Here is a 20565-nt window from a genome sequence, read left to right as displayed (position 1 = left end):
TCAGCGTTTCCAGGGGTCGTAGTCGACCTCCAGCGGCTCCTGGGCCGGACGCTCGGATTCGGGGACATGCTGGAGGTTGATCCGGATCCGGGTCCAGGCGGAGCTGCGGCCGCGCATGGAGTCGATCAGGATGTCGGCGGGCTCCAGCAGCGCGGCGACCTCGGGATGGCGGGCCTTCCAGCGGTCCAGGCCCACGAGCGCCTCGTTCTTCGTCTGCGCCCTGGCGATCTCGATCAGCGGCATGGTGGGCTGGCGGCGGCCGGTTCCCTTGGGCGCCTTCGGGCGCGGGCCCTGCTCCTTGGCCAGCGCGAGCAGCGAATCCAGGGACCCCTCGGCCGCGGAAGAGTCCATCTCCGCCCAGGGGTCGCCTTCGGCCGCGAAGCGGGCGGGAACGGTGTCGAGGGAGAACGCCTCGGGGCGGCAGCCGCGGACCTCGTCCCAGCGCAGCGGGGTGGAGACCAGGCCGGTCGGGCGCACGCTGTAGGCGGAGGCGACCGTGCGGTCGCGGGCGTTCTGGTTGAAATCCACGAAGACGCCCTGGCGTTCCTCCTTCCACCAGTGGCTGGTGGCCAGGCCGGGGGCGCGGCTTTCGATCTCCCTGGCCACGGCCTCGGCCGCCTTGCGCAACTGGGGGAAGGTCCAGCCGGGGGTGATCCGGGCGTAGACGTGGAAGCCCCGCGAGCCCGAGGTTTTCGGCCATGCTGTCAGGCCGTGCTCGCCGAGCACGTCCCTGGCCAGGAAGGCGACGTCGACGATCTCGTCCCAGGAGACGCCGGGCACCGGGTCGAGGTCGATCCGCAGCTCATCGGGGTGATCCAGGTCGGGGACGCGGACCGGATGCGGGTTGAGGTCCACGCAGCCCAGGTTGACGGTCCAGAGCACGGCGGCGAGGTCGCGGCCGACGACCTCCTCCGCGGAGCGGCCGGACGGGTAGCGCAGCTCGGCCACCTCGATCCAGGCCGGGCGTTTGGCCGGGGCGCGCTTCTGGAAGAACGGTTCCTCGTCGACGCCGTGCACGAATCGTTTGAGCACCAGCGGGCGGTCGGCGACGCCGCGGAGGGCGCCCTCCCCAACGGCGGCGTAGAAACGGACCAGGTCCAGCTTGGTGTGGCCGGTGCGGGGAAAGACCACCCGCTCAGGGCTGGTGATCTTCACTTCCCGGCCGGCGACCTCAATGATCTCCGCATCGGACATAGCGCCCACGATACGACCTGGCACCGACAATCTGCGCGCGACCCAAACCAATTTCCGGTCCATTTAAGGCGCAATTTCGGAACAGTTTCCGCATTTTGTCAATCGTTCGATTTGTAAGCATTTGCATTACATGTCGTATAGCTTGACAAGCTCCTTGGGTGTCACTATTCGCGCACGGATAAATACAAGGGAGAGGCCCCCTGCCGCGGCGTACGTCCAGGACGCTGCCGATCTTCCTGGCGGGGTCGGACTTCGTGTGGTGGGTTCGGATCGATTCAGCGGTACGACAACATGTTCGGTCCTTCTAATTGGAACGCTGAGGACATCGACGATTATCTGGCGATGCAGCGGGATTGGGGGGTGGGCTGGGGCTTCGGACCGCGTCGGCGGCGGAGATCGGGGCGTTGCGGGATCGGGCGGCGCAAGCCGTACAGGCCGTGTACGGGCGGTTCGGGCTGGCGGACTTCACCCACGAGCAGGTGAAGTCGGCGGTGGACGCGGCCGGGTCGAAGGATCTGACCGCGAGCGACGCGGTGGCGATCCTGCACGCGGCGTGGACCATCCGGGAGACCGGGCTGACCATGGCCGACGTGATGACCGCGCTGTGTCGGGCGGGTGGTCAGGATCAACGACACCGTCGACCTCGGGCTCATCTGCCTGACCGCCGCCCGCCGGTCCGGTTCCGGCATCGGGATCGGCCTGCAAGCCAAGGGCACCGCGCTCATCCACCCGGCGCGACCTGTCCCGAGCTCTACAGCATCGCCGTTCACTGAGTTTCAGTGTTTCTCAGTGATCCGTCCATTACTGGACGGAAGTCCCCGTCTGACCCGGGCAGGGCGCGGTGCGGGGTAGACGCTTCACAGCCACCAGCCCCGGCAGGCGGGGTCTTACGGTCGACTCCACGTCCGTTTGACGTCTCCGGGCCACTCCCGGCGACGGTGTGCTTCACCAGGGAAGCCAGATTGAGCGCCGCGTTCACGTCCCGGTCCAGGACCAGGCCGCACGCGGCGCAGGTGTAGGTGCGTTCGGAGAGGGCGAGTTTGGCTTTCACCGCGCCGCACCCGGAACACGTTTTGCTGGAGGCGAACCAGCGGCCGGCCACCACCAACCGGCCACCGCCCCACTCGGTCTTGTAGGCGAGTTGGCGGCGGATCTCGCCGAACCCGGCATCGGAGATCGCGCGGGCCAGCCGACGGTTCTTCACCATCCCGGCGATATGGAGATCTTCGACCACCAGCGTGCCGTACTCCCCCGCCAGCGTCGTGGTGAGCTTGTGGATGGCATCGCGACGCAACGCGGCCACCCGGTAGTGGACCCGGTTACGGGAGGCATTGGCCTGCCGCCACCGGCCGGACGGCTGCTGCCCGCTGCGCCGGTCTGGGCCTTGTTTGCGGGAGACCGCCCGAGACAGGCGGCGCAGCTTGCGTGAGGCGGCGGCCAGGTGCCGGGGGTTGTCGACGGGTGGGCGGCCGTCGGAGTAGACGGCCAGGGTCTTGACGCCCAAGTCCACCCCCACCACCGCCTCTGGTCGTGAGGGCGTGGTGGTGGCACGTTCGACCTGCACGGAGAACGAGACGATCCAACGTCCGGCTTCCAGCCGGACGGTCGCTGAGCGGATCTGTGCGGTGCCCGCCTCGATCCGGCGCGCGAGCTTACGGGTGGACTCGTGGGTTTTGATCCGCCCGAGTACCGGCAGCACCACGTGGGTGCGGCCGTCTAGGCGGATCGCCCCGGTGGTGAACCGCACCGACATGGCCTTCTTGCGTTTGGACCGGAACCGGGGAAAGCCCACCTTCGGGCCCTTACGGGTGCCCTTCCTGGACTCGCTCCAGTTCGTCAACGCGGCGGCCAGCCGGTCCAGACCGCAGGCGTAAGATTCTTTGGAGTTCTCCGCCCACCACGGCGCGACCTCCTGCTTGGCACCGTTCCACGATTTACGCAGCGAATACATCGACCACGACAACGGCGGGGTCAGCTGGGCATCGGGGATGCCGTAGGAGCGTTCGGCCTCCCGCTGGGCCAGATTGGCCTTCACCCGCGCCAGGCCCCAGTTGAACGCGAGACGGGCGGCGCCGCAGTGGGAGCGGAGCAGACGTTCCTGGCGCGGGGTCGGATCCAGCGCGTATCGGTAGGCGTGAACGACCCGCATCAACCCTCCCCGGCCATGGCAAACCAATGTAAACCTATGGTGAACAAGTGGCTACAGGTTACCAGGGTGGTTGTGATCGGCAGCCATCTGAGTAGGAACAGGCGTGCGCCCGTCTGGGATCACCTGACACATCCTCGACAACCGGTCCAAACGATCCGAGAGGTCCCCGCAACCCATCAAGGTCGGCCCAGCCCTGCCGCGACCCACCGACCAACTCCACGCCTGGCGAGCCGGTCACCCACCAGACCCAGGAAACCGAAAACGGACTGACAAACGCTGACCTACCCCGCAGCAGTTCTTCCCCCGTTACCCTCCGCCCCCACCGCTCCACCACCACCGGACTCACCGACCCCGCCACCAGGGCTGCCCCATCAACGCCGCCCTCGTCCGCGAGGCCCGCGACATCTACACCCCGCCACGACCTCACCCGCTGAAGGCGTTGCGGACGTTTACGGATTGGCCAGCGGCTGATCCTCCAGTGCCCGGTCGATCTCGTGCCGGGACGGCATCGACGTGGACGCTCCCGCCCGCTGGACCGACAGCGCCGCCGCGGTGGAGGCGAAGCGCAGGAACCGTTCCGGGCCGCGCCCTTCGGCCCGCGCCACCGCCAGCGCGCCCACGAAGGTGTCCCCGGCCGCCGTGGTGTCCACCACTTTGACCGGTACGGCGGGCGCCCAGAGGCGTGAGCCGTCGCGTGAGCCGTACAGAGCCCCTTTTGACCCCAGAGTGACCACAAGCTCCGGAACGCGCTCCAGAAGGGCTTCCAGGGCTCTGTCGGGCACTCCCAGGCCGGTGATCGCGGCGGCCTCGTGCTCGTTGCAGACGAGCAGGGCGACCGCGTCGAGGAGTTCGTCCGGGAGTTCCACCACGGGGGCGGGCGTGAGGATCACCGGCGCGGGCGACGCGACCGCCGCCGCGACGACCGCCTCCATCGGCAGTTCCAACTGGAGCAGCAGCGCGTCGGACGCCGCGATCACCTCCAGATCCCGGGCCGAGGGGCCGGTGACCGTCCCGTTCGCCCCCGCCACGACGATGATCGAGTTCCCGCCGCCCTCCTCGACCACGATGTGTGCGATCCCCGACGGCCCGTCGACCACTCGAAGACCTTCGGTGTTCACCCCAGCGTCATCTAGCGCCGCCCGCAACGCGGGTCCGAACGCGTCGGAACCCACCGCGCCCACGAAGGCGACCTCCGCGCCGGCTCGGGCCGCAGCGATCGCTTGGTTTGCTCCCTTTCCGCCGGGAACCGTGCGAAACTCGGTCCCCGATACCGTTTCCCCCAGGTGAGGGGCTTGCGGGACGTAGGCGACGAGGTCCATGTTGGCGCTGCCGAATACCGTGATCACGGCTCCTATGTTCCTCCCAGGGAACGCATCGGCCCGTCGACTCCACTAATTCGGCTGATTAGTCCTAGAATCCGCCGGTGTGAACGAAGGTCAAGACGTTCCGGCGAAGCTCCCCATCCGGGAACGCTCGTCGCGCCCAGGCGGAGGCGGCCGCCATCGCAGGCCGCTGCCCGTCAACCTGCCCGCGGACGCGCCCACCCTGGTGCTCGCGGTCCCAGGGGCGGTGGACGACGTCGTGACCGAGCTGGCTTCGATCATCCGAGTGGACAACCCGCAACTCGACCTCCGGCTCATCTCGCTCACCGACGGCGGCGCCGACCTCGCCAAGGAGTTCTCCTCCATCGCCGCAGAACGCGCCACCCGCGGCCTGCCCGTCGAAGTCGACGGCGAACCCCGCCCGCGCGCCGCCATCGTGGTCCCGCTGATCACCGGCTCGCACCCGCGCGTGATGCGCTCGGTCCGCGACGCGGTCGCCGAGAGCGAGGCCCCGGTGACCGTCACCGACCCGCTCGGCCCGCACCCCTTCCTCGCCGAGGCCCTGCACGTACGCCTGTCGGAGCGCGGCCTGGCCCGCGCCGACCGCATCCGCCTGTTCAACGTGACCTCGCCGGTGGACGGCATCATCGTGGCCACCGTCGGCGGCGACGAATCCGCCAGGGCCGCCGACGCGACCGCCGTCCTGCTGGCCGCCCGCCTGGCCCTGCCCGTCGTCCCCGCCGCCTTCGACGGCCGCCCCACAGTCGCCGACGCGGCCGACCGGCTGCGCAACATCGGCGCGTCCCGGATCGCGCTGGCCCCCTTCGTGATCGGCCCCGAGGTGGATCCCGACCGGATCACGGCCGCCGCCGCGGAGTGCATGGGCTGCGCGTCACCGCTGGGCGCGCACGAGGCGGTCGCCCGCATGGTGACCGTCCGGTACGGCGCGATCCTGGGCAACCTGAACGAGGACTTCGAGGAATTCGGGGAGTTCGGCGAGGAATACCCGGAAGGCTAGGGCTCACCCGCTACCGGCTGGAGACAAGGGCGACCGTCGCCCACCCCTTCGGGTCAAGCGGTCGTCGCGTCGCGAAGCCGACCACGGCTACCCGCTTCGGGTCAGAGTGGCCGGCGTCCGGCGAAGCCCAGTTCGCTGCGGTGGTACCAGGCGAGTTCGCCCTCGCCCTCGATCCAGCAGAGCCGTACCGACATGCCGTTCAGGACGGCGGGGAAGTCGATCAGGACCGGGGCGATGCCCTTGAGCTCGACGCCGTGGTCGGAGAACCAGCCGACGATCTCGGCCATCCTGGCCTCCAGGCCCTTGGCCTCGGCCAGGCCGCCCCGCGTCGACGTCCCGGACTGTTTCAGGTCGTAGCCGAGCTCGGCCAGGTCGGCACGGAGCTCGATCAGCTCCCCGACGAGTTCGCGCGCCTCGGGCATGAGGGAACGGGCACCCTCGACACTGAAGATCCTCTCCATGTCTGAGGAGGTTATCGCGACCGCCGAGTAGCTTGTTCTCTCATGCCGACGTGCACCGAATGTCCAGAGAACGCACTGCGCGGAAGCCGGGGTTGCCTGGCGCATACTTTCGGCACGGGCGAGCGTGACGACCAAGGCCGTGCCATCGTCCGCGCCGTGGATCTCAGAGGCCAGCACCTGGGCGGATTCGGATCCGCCAGGGTGGTCTTCGAGGGCCCCGCGTCCTTCGAGGGCAGCACCTTCACGGGCGGATTCGACTCGACCGACCTGGTTTTCAACGGCCCGGCGGACTTCACCAGCGCCACCTTCACCGGCCGGTTCACCCTGGACAACGTGGTCTTCACCGGCCCGGCCCTGTTCGCACACGCCACATTCGAGCATCGCAGCACGATCAGGAACACCGTTTTCCGTGCCGAGGCGACCTTTCGCGACGCGTCGTTCGCCAGATACACGCGCTTCGTCGAAGCGGAATTCGAGGACGAGGCCTGGTTCCAGCAGGTGGGCTTCCACGGGGACGTCCTCTTCGACGGGGTCACGTTCCGGAGCCAAGCCCGTCTCACCCGCGCCCTGTTCGAAGGCGCCGCCAGCCTGACCCTGGACGCCCCCCTGACGGATTTCAGCCTGAGCACGTTCCGCCGCCGCGCCAGGATCGAGGTGGCCGACGGGACGCTCAAATGTGACCGGACCGTCTTCGAGAGCGGCGTCCGGCTCACCTCGTCGGGACCGGCCGAGATCGTCCTGCACGATGTGCACTTCGGCGCGCCCTCCGCGATCGCCGCCGCCCCGGCCACGATCACCGAGTACCGCCTCGCCGACCGCCCCCGGCTGCTCAGCGTGCTCGGCACGGACCTGACCGGCCTGACCCTCTCCTCGGTGGATCTGTCCCGCTGCTCGTTCGGGGGCGCGCACAACCTGCACCAGCTCGCGATCGAGGACTGGAACTCGTGGGGCCACACCCCGCGCGGGCTTTGGGTGACCCGCCGGATCGCCCTGGCGGACGAACGCCGCTTCCGCGCCCGAACGGGGTCAGCCCGCCGCCGGCGGCGCTGGGCGATCCCGGGCGACGACCAGGACGCCGCCGTCAGCGGCAACATCCAGGGCGACTACCACGCCCTGCGCCGCATGCACGAAGAGGCCAAGGACGAGCCCGCCGTCACCGAGTTCTACTACGGCGAGATGGAGATGCGCCGGATCGGGCTCTGGCAGGAGCTCCGGGTCCGGCTGCGCGAGCGCTGGTGGCGCGGGGTCACGGCCACGCTGGGCGAGTGGCTGCTGGTGTCGCTCTACTGGCTGCTGTCCGGCTACGGCGTACGCGTCTGGCGCGCCCTGACCGCCCTGGCGGTCGTCATCGTCACGACGTCCGCAGCCTTGGTCCAGTGGGGCTTCCCCGGCGCTCCCGTCGCGTACGGCGACGCCGTGCGTTTCAGCGTCCGCGCCGCGACCTCGCTCCTGCGCGGCACCGACGTCCCGCTCACCCCGGCCGGCGAATGGATCGAACTCGTGCTGCGCCTGCTCGCCCCGCTCCTGCTGGCGCTGGCGCTGCTGGCCGTGCGGAGCCGAGTCCGGCGGTGAGTGCTCGCCGAGATCCCCTCAGAGGCGCTATGACTGGGGCTATGGGAAAACCCTTCTTTATCGGTCTTGGCGCCCTCCTGGTCCTCATGGGGGCCGTCTGGACCCTGCAGGGGCTCGGTTACGTCGGCGGCAGCTTCATGAGCGGGAACACCACGTGGGCGATCATCGGGCCGATCGTGGTCATCACCGGCCTGGCCCTGGCGGTGTGGGCGGCGCGGCGGAAGACGTAGTGCACGTCTGATCCGGAACCGGCAGGCTTATTCGATTTCCTTGGTCATCACTGGTATTGTATATGTATCGTTGTACGTATGGAATTGCTGCGTATGTACAAGGCCGCGAAGCATCTGGGTATCCGCCCGATGACGCTTCGCCGTGGGCTATCGACGGATAGATCCCGTCTCCTGAGTCGGTCGTGAGCGGCGGTTCTCCTCCCTCGATATGGAGAACATGAAACGCGGGAGCGAAGTGGCGACCACCCGCCCCCGGCGGGAGGTTCTGCACACGCGCGTATACGGCTCCTCCGGCCAGGAATCGTCACTGGCCGCGCGGGAGGAGGCGTGGCGGGCCACCTCCACGGGCGAGGTCGTGAAGGTCGTCCAGGACCGCGGCGGTGGGTTGCGGGAGAACCGGCCCGGCGTGAACCGGCTGTCGGCGATGGTCTGCGATGGGACCGTGACGGTGGTGCGGGTGATCCAAGAGGACCGGCTAGCCCGATTCGTATCGATTGGCTCAAGCGCCGCCTGTTCGCGGTGTACGACGCCACCCTCGACCACCTCGCTGATCACCATCTTCGCGGGCAGGGCGTACGGCATGAGGCTGGCGCGGGCTCGCGCGCGACTACTCGCCGAGATCGGCCACTGCGGCGGCACAGAGGGTCGGTGCACGTGAGCCGGAAACTGCCGCTCGCCGAGGAGGAGACGTCCCGCACGGCCTGCGCCCGCGTTGTCTTGCGCATGGGCGTGGATGAGAAGAGCGGCGAACGTCTGTCTGGCGCTGTGCTGGCTGAGCGGGTGGGCTGGGCTGCTGATCTGGTGTCCGGCATGGTCGGGGCTCTGCTTGCCGAGCACTGGAACAGCACGGACGTGGATGTGCTGGCCTCCGGTAAAGACGCGGGCGACCGCACGCTGCCCTCCCATGCGTGGATGGCGCTGCGGCGTCTTGGCTGGAGCGCCGCGCCACCATCGGACATCCGCGTCAATGATCGGATCCTTCGCATGGCCCAGGAGAGCGCCGGGCGGACGCTGCGGTCGGCAAAGTGGCGCGCCGACCTGACCGCCGGAGTGCTGGCGTCCTGGCCGAACGACCCCGCCAAGCGCACCCCGCAGGAGTGGGCCGCCGTCCGCGACGCTGTGCCGCAGGGCCGGTTCCTGCCATCGAGCGTGATCAAGTCCCGCACCCGGCAAGCCGCCGCCTTCGCGCGCAAGCACGGGCGGCTCCCCGTCGATGTGTTTGAGCTGGAGCCCGCGCCCCGCACCGCGCGGATGCTGCCGCTGTCGGCGTGCGATAGGCAGCAGGCCACGATCGCACGCGCGGAGGATCCGGGCCGGGCACTGCTGCGGTTGCAGCTGCCCACCCGCCCGGACCCGCGCTCCTCCCTGGACTGGAGGTGGGTGGCCTGCCCGATCACGCTGCCGCCGACCATCGGGCCGGGCGCGGTGCTGCACCTGCCCACCCTGCGCATCCACCACGGCGCACATCACGGCACCGGCATCGTGCGAGTTGATCTCGCTTTCACCTACGCGGTCCCGAAGGCGCGGCCAATCGGGCACACCGTCGCGCTAGGCGTGGACTGGGGCCTGAACACCCTGCTCAGCGTGGGTGCCGTCCGGCTCCGCGAGGACGCAACCATCACCCCCCTCGGAGCGGGGGCGATGTTCCGCGCCGCCGGTGTCCTTGCCAAGCAGCACCGGCTCCGCCGCCTGTCAGAGCACCTTCACGCCAAAGCCGAGCAGTACCATCGGCTCACCACAGGCGACACCGAACACCTGACTGAACACCCGCTGACAGCCAAGCACCAGGTCCTCACCCAGGAGATCCGGGCCGTCAGCGCCCGCCGCTCCAACCTCAATGACGCCCTCGCCTGGGCTGCTGCCCGCTGGACGGTGGATCAGGCCATCGCCGCCGGTGCAACGGTGATCTATGTCGAAGACCTCCGCTCGATGGAAGCGGGGGGCATGGGCGCCACGATGAACACACGCATGTCCCAGCAGGTGCGCGGGCAGATCGTGGATCGGATGCGGCACCTGGCCGCCGAGGTGGGTATCGCCGTGGTGATGGTCCCGGCCCGCGGCACCTCCAAGCAGTGTCCGCGGTGCCTGCTGCCGCTGCGGCACCGCAAAGCCCCGGACCGGCCCACCATGCCAGGCTGGAAGTGGGCCATCTGCGACTCCTGCGGCTACCAGGGCAACCGCGACGCCGGCGCATGGCAGCGCATCGCGGCACGCGGCATCACCCACCAGACCAAGACGGCGACCGACCGCGCCAGCGGCACCCTGGTCATCGGCTCGGTGGTGGACGAACTCGAAGCCAAAGCCGTGGTCGTCACCCCGGCCACCGTCACGACCAGCCGGGACCGGTCCAAGACAGGACCCACCCGGCCTCGTTCCACACGCCCCGCGCCCAGGCGACGCGAGGCGCCCTCCCCCACCGGCCCTCCGGGTCCGGCGGGCAAGCGTCCGGAGGGACACGCTCACACGGACCGGGCCGGGCTGCCCCGCGCAGCCCACCGGCACCAGGGCGTGACGACGATCAGCACACCCACCAGCCGGCACAAGCCGCGAGGAGCAGCACTGGGCGCGGGCTTCCACCTGCACGCCCATGCTCCCCCACCACGGTGGGCACAACCCGAGCCAGACGCTATGTCCGACATGGGATCGCTTAGCTGATTAGAGACGCTATGACTGGGGAATTGGTGACCGAGGGGACGTATGGACCGCAAGGGATGGCTGGGGACGCTGGCGGTCGCCGCGGTACTGGTCGTGCTCGGGGTCGGGCTCCCGATGGCGGATCGGCGGGTCACCGGAGGCGAGGTGCCGTTGCCCGCGGGTGCGCGGGTCCAGGTGGGGCCGCTGGGGGCGGATGAACAGCGGCCGGTCTCGGTTCAGGTGCCGGACGGGTGGGCGCTGGACGTCGACGGCACGGAGCTGTCGGAGTCGGTGGCGCTGTTCAACGGGCTCACCTCGTTCCAGCTCAGCGTCATCATGTCCGAGGGGGCCACGCCGGAGCAGCTGTGGCACGGCCTGGGCCGGATCGAGCAGGCCGGTGGCGTCAACGCCCGCCAAGGCGAGACCGTCACCATCACGACCGCGCAGGGCGTGCCGGGGCTGGCCGGGCCTGTCACCTTCCGGGATCGGATGGCCTTGGTCGCGGTCTTCGCCGCCGCGGCACTGGGGGCCGACGTCGTGGTGACAGGGCCGCCCAGCGAGGTCATGGGCGAGGATGTCGGCGCGATGCTGCGTTCGATCAGGTTCGCCGGAGCCGGGGCATGACGGGGCGTCCGGCGTTCTGGGTGTGGGCGGTGGGGTGCGCGCTCGGCGCGTACACAACCTTGATCATCATTGTGCCGCAGGCCGGCGTCTTCAGCGCGGGCGCGCTGATCGGCCTGGTCGTGCTCGCTCCGCTGCTGCTGGTCGGGTTCTGGCTGTTCCATCGCATCCGCCCGGTCCGCTCGAATCCGGCGAAGTACGCGTTGATGGCCCTGGCCTGGGGTGGCTTCGGCGCCTTCGGGGTGGCGTTCGCGGCCAACACCGCGTTCCTCGGCCTGCTGAGGAAGACCGTGGGCCTGGAGTTCACCGACCGGTGGGGCGCCACGATCGCCGCGCCCGTCGACGAGGAGCTCGCCAAGGTGGCCGGGGTGGCGCTGCTGGCCCTGATGGCGTCCCATCTCATCAGCGGGCCCCTCGCCGGATTCGGGTACGGCGCCCTGATCGGGCTGGGCTTCCAGGTCGTCGAAAACTTCCTCTACGTCTTCAACACGATCACCGCCGCGGGCGGGGTGCACGAGGTGAGCGACACCCTGAGCTCGCTGTTCGTCCGGGTGGTGCTCTCCACTTGGTGGAGCCACTGGGCGATGACCGCCGTCAGCGGCGCGGCCTTCGGCTACCTCCTCGGCCGTACCTGCCGGCCGATGCCGCGCCGCGCCCTGGTCGGCGCGGGCGGCCTCGTGCTGGCCATGCTCATGCACGCCTGGTGGGACTCCCCCGCCCTCGCCGGCTCCTTCCTGATCAAGGGCCTCCCGCTGCTGCTGGTGGCCCTGATCGTCTTCGTGCTGGCCCGCCACGACGAGCGCCACCGCGTCCCGTGCACCGCCCAGGCCGAGGTCCAGGAAGCGGCCTGACCCGTTCAGAGCGCCTTCTGCCAGATGTCGATGGCGAGGATGCGCCGCATGCCGACCGACAGGTAGAGGTCCAGGGCCGGGGTCGTGTTGCCTGCGTCCACGTGCAGGATCGTGCCGGCGCGGCCGCGACGCCAGTCGGCCGCGAACGCGCGGCGGAGCATCAGCTTGCCGAGGCCCTTGCCGCGGAAGGCGGGCCGGACCCCGAGGGTCAGCACGTAGCCGCAGTTCTCGTCCGAGACGAAGTGATTCGTGCCGACCACCACGGCCGCGGGAACGCCGTGCACTTTCGCGACGAGCACCTGCCCCCAGTCGTGCGCGCTGGAGGCTTCCCGCACGTCGGCCCACTCCTCGAAGCTCTGCGGGACGTTCCCGAAATGTTCGGCGAACGCCTCCTCCTTGATCGCGTGGGCGGCGCGCAGCAGCTCCTCGTCGTCGCCTGAGCCGGTCTCGACGGTCACGCCCGCGAGGAACGAGGGCGCGGGCTCGCCGTTGTGGTCGATGCGCATCCGGTGGAAGCTGGTCGCGGGCGCGAACCCGCGCGCCCTGGCCGCCTCCTGCTGGGCGGTGTCCTGGGGGTAGATGCCGATGTCCGCGGTGACACCGCTGAACCGCCCGAGCACCAGCTCCCAGAGCGCCTCCTCGGCTTCGGCGCCACGGGCCCGGACGTCGATGTCCACCCGATCGCTCCCGCCCTTGCGACAGGCCCAGCCCCAGCCGACCAGCCGCTCCCCCTCGTAGGCGAGCCAGCCGTCCGCAGCCGGATCGAAGTCGGGCTCGGTGAGCTGATCGTGTACGTCCGCCGGAGTCAAGTCCGGCCGTCCGAGCACCCGGGTGTCATGCTCGGCCACCAGTTCGTAAATCGCGTCCGCGTCAGCGGGCTTCGGATGCCTGATTTCCATGCCCCCGTTGTACGCCGGGCCTCTTGGCGACCACTTGCTATCTAATTGGGGCATGGACGTACGAGAGCTCCTGACCGGCCTCACCGGCACCCAGCGCGTATTCGGCGAGCCATACGAACGGGACGGCGTCACGATAATTCCCGCCGCAGCCATCCGCGGGGCCGGCGGCTTCGGCAACGGAAACGGGAACCAGGGCACAGGCGAGGGCGGCGGCGCCATCACCGCGCGACCAATCGGGGCCTACGTCATCAAGGACGGCAAGGCCCGCTGGGAACCAGCACTCGACGTCGGCCGTCTCATCCTCGGCGGCCAATTGCTGGCAGCCCTGCTCGCGCTACTGGCCTTCCGCCTACTCCGCCACCGGAAACGACCGGCCAATCACTGACCACCCCGCGCACACCGCTGACGTTCCGGCTGCTCCGCCCCCGGAAATGACCAGTCAATCGCTGGCCGCCTGTTCGCGCTGCTGGCGTTCCGCCAGGCTCCGCCGCCGAAAACGATCGGCCAATCACTGACCGCCCTGCGCACACCGCTCACGTTCCGCCTGCTCCGCCACCGAATCAATCACTGACCACCCCGCGCACGCCGCCAGCGTTCCGCCTGCTCCACCGCCGGAAATAACCGGCCAATCACTGACCACCCCGCGCCCGCCGCCCACGGCCCGCCTGCTCCACCGCCGGAAACGACCGGCCAATCGCCGACCGCCCCGCGCACGCCGCCCGCGCTCTGCCTGATCCGCCGCCGGGATGACCGATTGTTGTTAACGGGTTGCCTGCTGGGCGTGGCTTGCCAAGAATTGAGGCGCGAGGGATCGGGGGCCTTCGGACGCTTTTCTTTGGGGCGTTCTTATTGATTAGAAAGCCGTGATCTGGACGGCTGTGGCGGTTAATCGCCTGGTCGGTGGCTATGCGGCTGTCTATGGGACCTGATTAATATCTGGGGGCGTTGTGGTCGCCTGGGTGGCCCAGCCGGTGCCTGGAGCGGTGACCGCGATCGTTTTGATCGTGTTGTCGGCGCTCGTGTCGTCTCGGGTGCTGAAAGTGCTCCTGTTTGGGGCGGCGGCCGGGGTGCTGGTGGTCGTGGCGGTGAATCTGCCCGCTGGGGAGACGCCGGGGTCTGGGCTCGTCGATGGGCTGGACGCGGATGGGGTGGCGGGGTGGCTGCGGGATCCGCTGGTGGCGTTGGTGCTGGCCGTGGTGCTCGCCTTTGTCGGGACGCAGTCGGGGTGGCGGCTGGTCAAGGCGGTGATGTTCTGCGCGGCGGTGGCGGCCGTGTACTGGACGGCGGTCAGCTATGCCTCGGCGCTGACCGCGGTGGCGGGGGCGATCGCCACGATCGTGGTGTGGCTGATCATCGCGGTGACGGTGGTTACGGTGGTGCTGGTGGTCGGGGTGCTGGTGCTGGCGGCGCGGTCGGATGGGCGGGGTGATCGGGAACTGCTGACGCTCGGGCATCGGGCGACGTTGCCCGCCCTGGATGATGACCCAGACGACAACGACGACCCACAGCTCGCCCGATTTATCCGGATAAACGGGTGCTTCAATCGGTTGGTTGTGCTGATTGAGGAGGCCGCTGATTTTGATGATCGGGATCTGTCGGTTCCGCAGATGATTGGGGCCGTGGCGGCTTTCTATTTCTCGGGGTTACGGCCGCTCATGCCGGAGATCAAGTCGATCCACGCCGATCTGAACGCGGAGATCGCGGAGCTGGGGCCTGAGTTGGGGCGGATGGCGCGGGCTCGGGTCTATCTGCCGACACGGACCGAATGGCGGGAGCTGACAGCCCAGGAAGGGGTGATATTTCCGTATCCGATCCTGCGGCTACTGCTGCTCAACCGGCGCTGGCGGGAGGTGGGGACGATCACCTACAAATGGCATAGATGCCAATATCTGATCGAGGATTATCTTGGCCTCTGAATTTCCGGTGGAAACGGCGGAGACCGTGGAGACGGCGGAGACCGTGGAGACGGACGACGGCGTGCGCTTGTGGGCGACGCGGGTCGGCCAGGGGGTTCCTGTGGTGCTCTGTCACGGCGGCCCGGGATTGTGGGACATGTTCGGCGACATGGCCGATCTGCTGAAAAATGTGGCTACGGTCCATCGGTGGGACCAGCGGGGATGTGGGCGATCGGATCGGCGGGGGCCGTACACGTGGAGTCGTGCGCTCGCGGATCTGGAGGCCGTACGGCGATATTTCGGGTTGGAGCGGATGGTGCTGGCCGGGCATTCCTGGGGAGCCCAGTTGGCTTTGCGTTATGCGCTCGATAATCCCGGGCAGGTCAGCGGGTTGATCTACATCGCCGGTACGGGAATCGATCCGGGGGCCACGTGGCGGGAGCCGTACCAAAGGAATTTCCAGGAGCGTATGGGCGGGCGGCTGGCCCGGTGGGCGGAATTGAAGGGCCGGGCGCGTTCGGAGGCCGAGGAGCGGGAATTTTGTGTGCTCCAATGGTCGGCGGATTTCGCCGACAATGGGTTGGAGCATGCCGAGGGCATGGCCAGTCCCTGGTTCGGCGTTAATTTCGACTGCAACGCCGCCATCAACGCCGAAGACAAGCTCACCTGGGGAACCGCGGAACTCCACGACCGCTGCCGGGCCTGCGAGGTGCCCACGCTGATCGTGGACGGCGAAAAGGACATCCGCCCCCGCTGGTCGGTGAATTCGCTGGCGGACGCGCTGCCGCGTGTTTCCCGGGTCGTGCTGGAAAACGCGGGCCACCTGCCCTGGGTGGAGAAACCCGCCGAGTTCCGTACCGCGGTCGGCGATTTCCTGACCCGCCGCCGGTGACCCGCGTCCCCTCCGGGAGGCCAGGGCATCACCCTCGTCTCCAGGCACCGGAAGTCAATATGCTGTGGCGGTGGCCAGATCGGCGGGAAATCGGGCGACGGTCCGGGATGTCGCGGCCGAGACAGGCCTGTCGATCGCGACCGTTTCGCGGGTGCTCAACGGCCAGGCGAATGTCGCCGCGCACACCCGGGAACTCGTGCTCCGCGCGGTGGACCGGCTCGGCGACCAGGCGCCGCGGCGGCGTGGCGCGGTCCCGGGCGGGATCTACGTCCGCTGCCCCTACCTGCTGACCGACTATTTCGGGCTGATCGTCTCCTCGGTGGCCGAGACCGTGGAGCTGCACGGGCGCCAGCTGATCCTCGGCGCGGGTGAGGCCGCCCAGCGCACCGCCGTGCTGCCGACCCTCGGCGACCGGCCCGACATCGCGGGAGCGATCCTCATCCTGCCGCCGGAACCCGCGGAAGAGCTCGTCAGGCTCCGCGACCGCCAGTTCCCGTTCGTGGTGATCGATCCGCGTACGCCCCCGCCGAAGGACATCGTGGCCGTCTCCGCCGCGCATTTCGCGGGGGCCCGCAAGCTCATGTCCCACCTGGTGGAACTCGGCCATCGCCGGGTCGGCATCATCGGCGGCCCGGAGGACTGGCTGGCCAGCGACGCCCGGCTCGCTGGTTATACGGCCTCCCTCGCCGACGCGGGCGTGCTACCCACCGCCCAGTTGCTGCGGACGGTCGTCGAGCCGAACACCGAGAACGGCTACCGCGCCGCCTGCGAGCTCCTCGACCTCCCCGAACGCCCGACCGCGCTGGTCGGCTTCAACGACAAGCTATCCGTCGGCGCTCTCCTGGCCGCGGCGGAACGCGGCCTCAGCATCCCCCGCGACCTGTCCGTGGCCGGGTTCGACGACATCGACGTGAGCCGCGCCACCCGGCCGATGCTCACCACCGTGCGTCAGCCATTGCAGGAAATGGGCCGCATGGCGGTCACGCTCCTGATGCGCCTGCTGGACCGTCACATCCTGGAAGCCCTGCACGTCTCGCTGGGCACCGAGCTCATCATCCGAGGCTCGACCGGCCCTCCCGCCTAGCTTGTTTCATTTTGTTTCACAGGCCGATGGTGGCCTCTTTTCGGGCCCTGAATGCGACATATACGGGCCTTGACACCAAGTTCCCCACGTGTTGTCCTTCTCCAACAAGACATGTTTCAAGCCTTGTTTCATTTGTTACGCCGACGGTTCCCGGCCCGTCGGAGCCTGTCGCTCGCGAAAGGAATCCTTCGTGTTCCGTCCGTCTCGCAGGGCCGTCACCCTCGGCGTGGCCCTCGCCTCCGCCGTCTGGGTCGCCGGGCCCGTGATCGCCTCGCCCGCGTACGCCGCCAACGAACAGGTCAGCGTCTGGCTCACCACCACCTCCGACTCCGGCGGCCGCAACGTCACCCGCGGCCTGCAGCAGCAGTCCCCCATCACGTTCGGCCCCGCGGGCGGCAGCGCCAACCACACGATCACCGTCAACGAGGGCACCACCTACCAGCAGTTCGAGGGCGCCGGGGCATCGATCACCGACACCACCGCCTACCTGCTGCGCGGCGGCCCCGTGAGCGCCGCCACCCGTGACGACGCGATGCGCAGGCTCTTCTCGCCCACCGACGGCATCGGGCTCTCCTTCGTCCGCAACCCGATCGGCGCCTCCGACCTGTCGCGGCCGGGCAACATTTCCCTGGACGACACCTGCTGCAATCTGAACGACTTCGGCGCCAACGGGTACGACACCAACGTCCGGCTGCTGACCGCCCAGGCGAAATCCCTCAACCCGGCCCTGCGGGTGAAGGGCGTGCCGTGGAGCGCGCCCGGCTGGATGAAGGACAACGGCCGGATGGACCAGATGGGCTGGCTTCGCTCCGAGTATTACCCGATGTACGCCCAGTACCTGGTCAAATACATCCAGAGCTACCAGGCCGCCGGTGTCCCGGTGAACTACATCTCCGTACAGAACGAACCGAACTGCTGCCAGGCGGGTAACCCCACCGCGATGAACTATCCCGGCATGAGCTGGAACTCCTCCGGCCTGGCCGAGTTCACCAAGAACCATGTCTACCCGGCGTTCCGGGCGGCCGGCATCACCACCAAAGTGCTCATCCACGACTGGAACTACGGCGACTACGCCAGCATGGGCGCGGGCGTCCTCAACGACGCCGCCGTACGCAACGACCCGCTCTTCGGCGGCATCGCCTGGCACGGCTATTTCGGCGACCCCGCCGTCGGCACCCAGGTCCACAACCAGTTCCCCGCCGTGAAACAGTTCAGCACCGAGCACTCCGGCGGCAACTGGATCGGCAATCAGCACAACGAGGACCTGACGGACATCGTCACCTACGCCCGCAACTGGAGCGGCAGCCTGGTCAAGTGGAGCCTCGCGCTCAACCAGTTCCAGGGCCCGCACAACGGCGGCTGCGACGTCTGCACCGGCCTGATCACCGTGCAGGAGGGCGGCTCCCGGGCAGGCCAGATCGACTACACGATCGAGTACTACACCACCGGCCACCTCTCCAAGTTCGTCAAGCCCGGCGCCTTCCGCATCGACTCCACCGCCAACGGAACCATCCAGAACGTCGCCTGGCGCAACCCGGACGGCTCCAAGGCCCTGATCGCCCACAACGGCGGCACATCTTCCCAGTCCGTACGGGTGAACTGGGGCAACCAGTCCTTCGTCTACACGATGCCCGCCCGTACGACCGCGACCTTCACCTGGTCCGGCACCGGCGGAGGCGGAGGCACCCCCATCACCGGCCTGGCCGGCAAATGCATCGACGTCGCGGGCGCCAGCAGCGCCGACGGCGCCCCGGTCCAGCTCTACACCTGCAACGGCACCGCCGCCCAGCAGTGGACCCGCCCAGGAGACGGCACCCTCCGCGCCCTCGGCAAGTGCCTCGACCTGGTCTCCCACGGCACCGCCAACGGCACCCAGGCCCAACTCTGGTCCTGCACCGGCGCCCCCAACCAGCAGTGGACCTACACGACCGCCCGCGACCTGGTGAACCCCGCCGCCAACAAGTGCCTAGACGTCACCGGCAACACCAGCACCGACGCCACCCGCCTCCAAATCTGGACCTGCACCGGCGCCGCCAACCAGAAATGGAACCTCTCCTAACCCAAACCGGCTGCAGGTCCCTCGGGGGGGACCTGCACCCATTGCATACTCATGGGTATGGATGAGCAACGATTCCCACCAGGTCACGGTCCAGCGGAAAGGGTGACCGTGTCCCTGCGTGCGGGCACCATCCAAGCGATCCGGGAGCGGGTCGGCGCGCGAGGTTTCGCGGCGTATGTGGATGCCGCGGTGGAACGCCAGATCGAGCGGGACCTCCTGGAGTAAGCGCTTCAGCGGAATGAGGCCGAGGCCGGGCCGATCGCGCAAGATCTTCGTGACGAGGCCAGTGCCCTCTTCCATCGCGTCAAGACCACTCCCGAACTCGCGGTCTGAGGTCAGGTGGAGATATAGCGCCTGAGGAAGGTGCGGTAGTCCTTGGGGGAGGCCTCGGTGTAGTACTTCGACTTGTCGTCGCCCTCGCTGAAGAACGTGATTATCGGGCAGGTGGTGGAAGCGGCCCTGCCCTTGTGCTGGGAGATCGTCTTGCCGGTGCGGGCGTCCACGACACGGACCAGGTATGACGTGTTGTACATCGTCATCTTGTACGCCTTCTTCGTCTCCTTCTCCTCCATGTCACAGACCTTTCCGGCCGGGGTGGTGCCGGTCTGCTCGTAGCAGGCGACCAGCTGGGTCTTGGACACGTCGTCGCCGATGTCGAGGATCCAGCCCTTGGGGTAATCCCCTGGCGAGATCGAGTTCTGCGTCCAGGAATCGTCGGACTTGCGCATCAGCGCGGCGGGATGAAGGCCCTTGTCGGAGCGGCGATACTCCGGCAGCCCCGAGAACCCGAGGCCGTCCGCGCACACGCGCTCCAGGTCACTCGCGAAGGCCGGAGCCTCTGGAGCCTCCTCGGTCTTCTTGGCCACCGGGTCCTCCGCGGACGCGGTCGACGGGCTACCGCCATTCGACGTAGGCGTGGCAGCCCCACATCCGCTGAGCACTACCCCCGCGACGGCCACCCCGGCGATCACCAAGCCCGCTCGCGCGTGCCATATCCCCATGAGAAGAACTCCCGATCACTCTTCGCGACAAGACGAACACGATGGGACAGGCATCATGAAAACAGCTCCGCCCCTGCCTTAAGGCGTTCCATCCCGTTCCATCCCGTTCCATCGGCGCGCGAAGTTACCCAATCGATCACGCCTTGCGGCACGATCGTCCCCCACGTCCTGTTTCGTGGCCCCCAGACTTCATCGCCCGCCCCAAGGAACCACCCATGCCCTTACAGGAAAGCAGCGAGGACAGCGTCGGATTAGATTACGGGCAGTTCTTCATCCACGACGTCGGCACCGACTTCGACATCACCGAATTCACCGGCGACGCCTGGTTCCAGACCATGAACAATTGCGCGCTCATTCTCGGATTCACCTCCGGCATGTACGCGACGGTCAAACTCGAACTCTGGTCCGAACCCCCAGACCCAGTCGACCCTGACGACTGGAGCGACGACCCGATATCATCCCAGCTGTTCTCGGAATACGGCGAAATCTGCGTCAGCGACGTCTTCCTCAACACCCAGACCGCCTACCTGCTCCTCGGCGAGGAAGACACCGTCTGGAACGTCCTGGCCCACCGCCGCCCCACCGACGACCCGAACTACCCGGAGGACTACCTATTCCAGTTCTGGAAGAATTCCTGAGACCGTTCGCCCGCGATTCGCAGGTATCCATTGCGTGGCATTCGA

Annotated in this window: 21 protein-coding genes and 1 pseudogene; 16 read left to right on the top strand and 6 right to left on the bottom strand. The window is 68.4% G+C overall.

What is annotated here, in order from left to right:
- Window positions 1-1194: a DNA polymerase domain-containing protein gene (locus tag Aple_RS07805; RefSeq protein ID WP_155343810.1), complete on the bottom strand. Its 1194-nt coding sequence runs from the start codon at window positions 1192-1194 to the stop codon at window positions 1-3.
- 291 nt (window positions 1195-1485) lie between these two features.
- Here Aple_RS07805 and Aple_RS56225 point away from each other — a divergent pair.
- Together Aple_RS56225 and Aple_RS56220 are read left to right on the top strand one after the other, a co-directional pair.
- Window positions 1486-1760 (top strand): annotated as a pseudogene (locus Aple_RS56225) (propanediol/glycerol family dehydratase large subunit); the annotation flags it as partial.
- Between the two features lie 49 nt (window positions 1761-1809).
- Window positions 1810-2046, top strand: coding sequence for a glycerol dehydratase reactivase beta/small subunit family protein (locus tag Aple_RS56220; protein WP_155343807.1), 237 nt, complete (start codon window positions 1810-1812; stop codon window positions 2044-2046).
- Here Aple_RS56220 and tnpB read toward each other — a convergent pair.
- Together tnpB and Aple_RS07780 are read right to left on the bottom strand one after the other, a co-directional pair.
- Window positions 1961-3343, bottom strand: a complete 1383-nt coding sequence (gene tnpB / locus Aple_RS07785; RefSeq protein ID WP_155343806.1) for an IS607 family element RNA-guided endonuclease TnpB — start codon at window positions 3341-3343, stop codon at window positions 1961-1963. The two genes, Aple_RS56220 and tnpB, sit on opposite strands and share 86 nt — an antisense overlap.
- Window positions 3344-3792: 449 nt before the next feature.
- Window positions 3793-4689, bottom strand: a complete 897-nt coding sequence (locus tag Aple_RS07780; protein ID WP_155343805.1) for a ribokinase — start codon at window positions 4687-4689, stop codon at window positions 3793-3795.
- A 79-nt stretch (window positions 4690-4768) separates the two neighbouring features.
- On the opposite strand from Aple_RS07780, the gene Aple_RS07775 reads away from it, so the two are divergent.
- On the top strand, window positions 4769-5683 hold the full coding sequence (locus Aple_RS07775; RefSeq protein ID WP_218038174.1) for a sirohydrochlorin chelatase: 915 nt from the start codon (window positions 4769-4771) through the stop codon (window positions 5681-5683).
- Between the two features lie 101 nt (window positions 5684-5784).
- Here Aple_RS07775 and Aple_RS07770 read toward each other — a convergent pair whose 3' ends face one another.
- The gene (locus tag Aple_RS07770) at window positions 5785-6144 is read right to left on the bottom strand and encodes a DUF2203 domain-containing protein (protein ID WP_155343804.1); all 360 of its coding nucleotides are present in this window, start codon (window positions 6142-6144) and stop codon (window positions 5785-5787) included.
- Between the two features lie 156 nt (window positions 6145-6300).
- Here Aple_RS07770 and Aple_RS07765 point away from each other — a divergent pair, with 156 nt between their 5' ends.
- The 6 genes from Aple_RS07765 (at window position 6301) to Aple_RS07740 (ending at window position 12052) form a co-directional block, all read left to right on the top strand.
- On the top strand, window positions 6301-7716 hold the full coding sequence (locus Aple_RS07765; protein ID WP_170321334.1) for a pentapeptide repeat-containing protein: 1416 nt from the start codon (window positions 6301-6303) through the stop codon (window positions 7714-7716).
- A 41-nt stretch (window positions 7717-7757) separates the two neighbouring features.
- Entirely contained in the window at window positions 7758-7946 is a 189-nt protein-coding gene (locus Aple_RS07760; RefSeq protein ID WP_155343802.1) for a hypothetical protein, read from the top strand.
- 217 nt (window positions 7947-8163) lie between these two features.
- Window positions 8164-8604, top strand: a complete 441-nt coding sequence (locus Aple_RS07755; RefSeq protein ID WP_170321333.1) for a recombinase family protein — start codon at window positions 8164-8166, stop codon at window positions 8602-8604.
- Window positions 8601-10601: a zinc ribbon domain-containing protein gene (locus tag Aple_RS07750; protein ID WP_155343800.1), complete on the top strand. Its 2001-nt coding sequence runs from the start codon at window positions 8601-8603 to the stop codon at window positions 10599-10601. The genes Aple_RS07755 and Aple_RS07750 overlap by 4 nt, the downstream gene beginning before the upstream one ends.
- A 42-nt stretch (window positions 10602-10643) precedes the next feature.
- Window positions 10644-11204: a hypothetical protein gene (locus Aple_RS07745; protein ID WP_155343799.1), complete on the top strand. Its 561-nt coding sequence runs from the start codon at window positions 10644-10646 to the stop codon at window positions 11202-11204.
- Complete coding sequence (locus Aple_RS07740) at window positions 11201-12052, top strand: PrsW family intramembrane metalloprotease (protein ID WP_155343798.1); 852 nt, start codon at window positions 11201-11203, stop codon at window positions 12050-12052. The genes Aple_RS07745 and Aple_RS07740 overlap by 4 nt, the downstream gene beginning before the upstream one ends.
- A gap of 5 nt (window positions 12053-12057) precedes the next feature.
- Here Aple_RS07740 and Aple_RS07735 read toward each other — a convergent pair whose 3' ends face one another.
- A complete protein-coding gene (locus tag Aple_RS07735; RefSeq protein WP_155343797.1) occupies window positions 12058-12951 on the bottom strand; it encodes a GNAT family N-acetyltransferase in 894 nt (297 codons plus the stop codon).
- A gap of 52 nt (window positions 12952-13003) precedes the next feature.
- Here Aple_RS07735 and Aple_RS07730 point away from each other — a divergent pair, with 52 nt between their 5' ends.
- The 6 genes from Aple_RS07730 to Aple_RS07705 all read left to right on the top strand — a co-directional run bounded on the left by Aple_RS07730 (window position 13004) and on the right by Aple_RS07705 (window position 19106).
- A complete protein-coding gene (locus tag Aple_RS07730; protein ID WP_155343796.1) occupies window positions 13004-13336 on the top strand; it encodes a sporulation protein in 333 nt (110 codons plus the stop codon).
- Window positions 13337-13934: 598 nt separating this feature from the next.
- Window positions 13935-14867, top strand: a complete 933-nt coding sequence (locus Aple_RS07725) for a hypothetical protein (RefSeq protein ID WP_155343795.1) — start codon at window positions 13935-13937, stop codon at window positions 14865-14867.
- Complete coding sequence (locus Aple_RS07720; protein ID WP_218038173.1) at window positions 14857-15738, top strand: alpha/beta fold hydrolase; 882 nt, start codon at window positions 14857-14859, stop codon at window positions 15736-15738. Before Aple_RS07725 ends, Aple_RS07720 begins: the two co-directional genes overlap by 11 nt.
- Before the next feature lie 70 nt (window positions 15739-15808).
- On the top strand, window positions 15809-16822 hold the full coding sequence (locus Aple_RS07715) for a LacI family DNA-binding transcriptional regulator (RefSeq protein WP_155343794.1): 1014 nt from the start codon (window positions 15809-15811) through the stop codon (window positions 16820-16822).
- Between the two features lie 190 nt (window positions 16823-17012).
- Window positions 17013-18881: a ricin-type beta-trefoil lectin domain protein gene (locus Aple_RS07710; RefSeq protein ID WP_155343793.1), complete on the top strand. Its 1869-nt coding sequence runs from the start codon at window positions 17013-17015 to the stop codon at window positions 18879-18881.
- 57 nt (window positions 18882-18938) lie between these two features.
- Window positions 18939-19106: a hypothetical protein gene (locus Aple_RS07705; RefSeq protein WP_155343792.1), complete on the top strand. Its 168-nt coding sequence runs from the start codon at window positions 18939-18941 to the stop codon at window positions 19104-19106.
- A gap of 110 nt (window positions 19107-19216) precedes the next feature.
- On the opposite strand, the gene Aple_RS07700 is transcribed toward Aple_RS07705, so the two are convergent.
- The gene (locus Aple_RS07700; RefSeq protein WP_155343791.1) at window positions 19217-19882 is read right to left on the bottom strand and encodes a hypothetical protein; all 666 of its coding nucleotides are present in this window, start codon (window positions 19880-19882) and stop codon (window positions 19217-19219) included.
- 215 nt (window positions 19883-20097) lie between these two features.
- Here Aple_RS07700 and Aple_RS07695 point away from each other — a divergent pair, with 215 nt between their 5' ends.
- Window positions 20098-20520, top strand: a complete 423-nt coding sequence (locus Aple_RS07695) for a hypothetical protein (protein ID WP_155343790.1) — start codon at window positions 20098-20100, stop codon at window positions 20518-20520.
- The last annotated feature ends 45 nt before the right edge of the window (window positions 20521-20565 follow it).

Origin of the sequence: Acrocarpospora pleiomorpha (assembly GCF_009687885.1) — a bacterium.
GTDB lineage: Bacteria > Actinomycetota > Actinomycetes > Streptosporangiales > Streptosporangiaceae > Acrocarpospora > Acrocarpospora pleiomorpha.
Note: the sequence above shows the minus strand (reverse complement) of the source record. Positions and strands in the feature narration are given on the sequence as shown.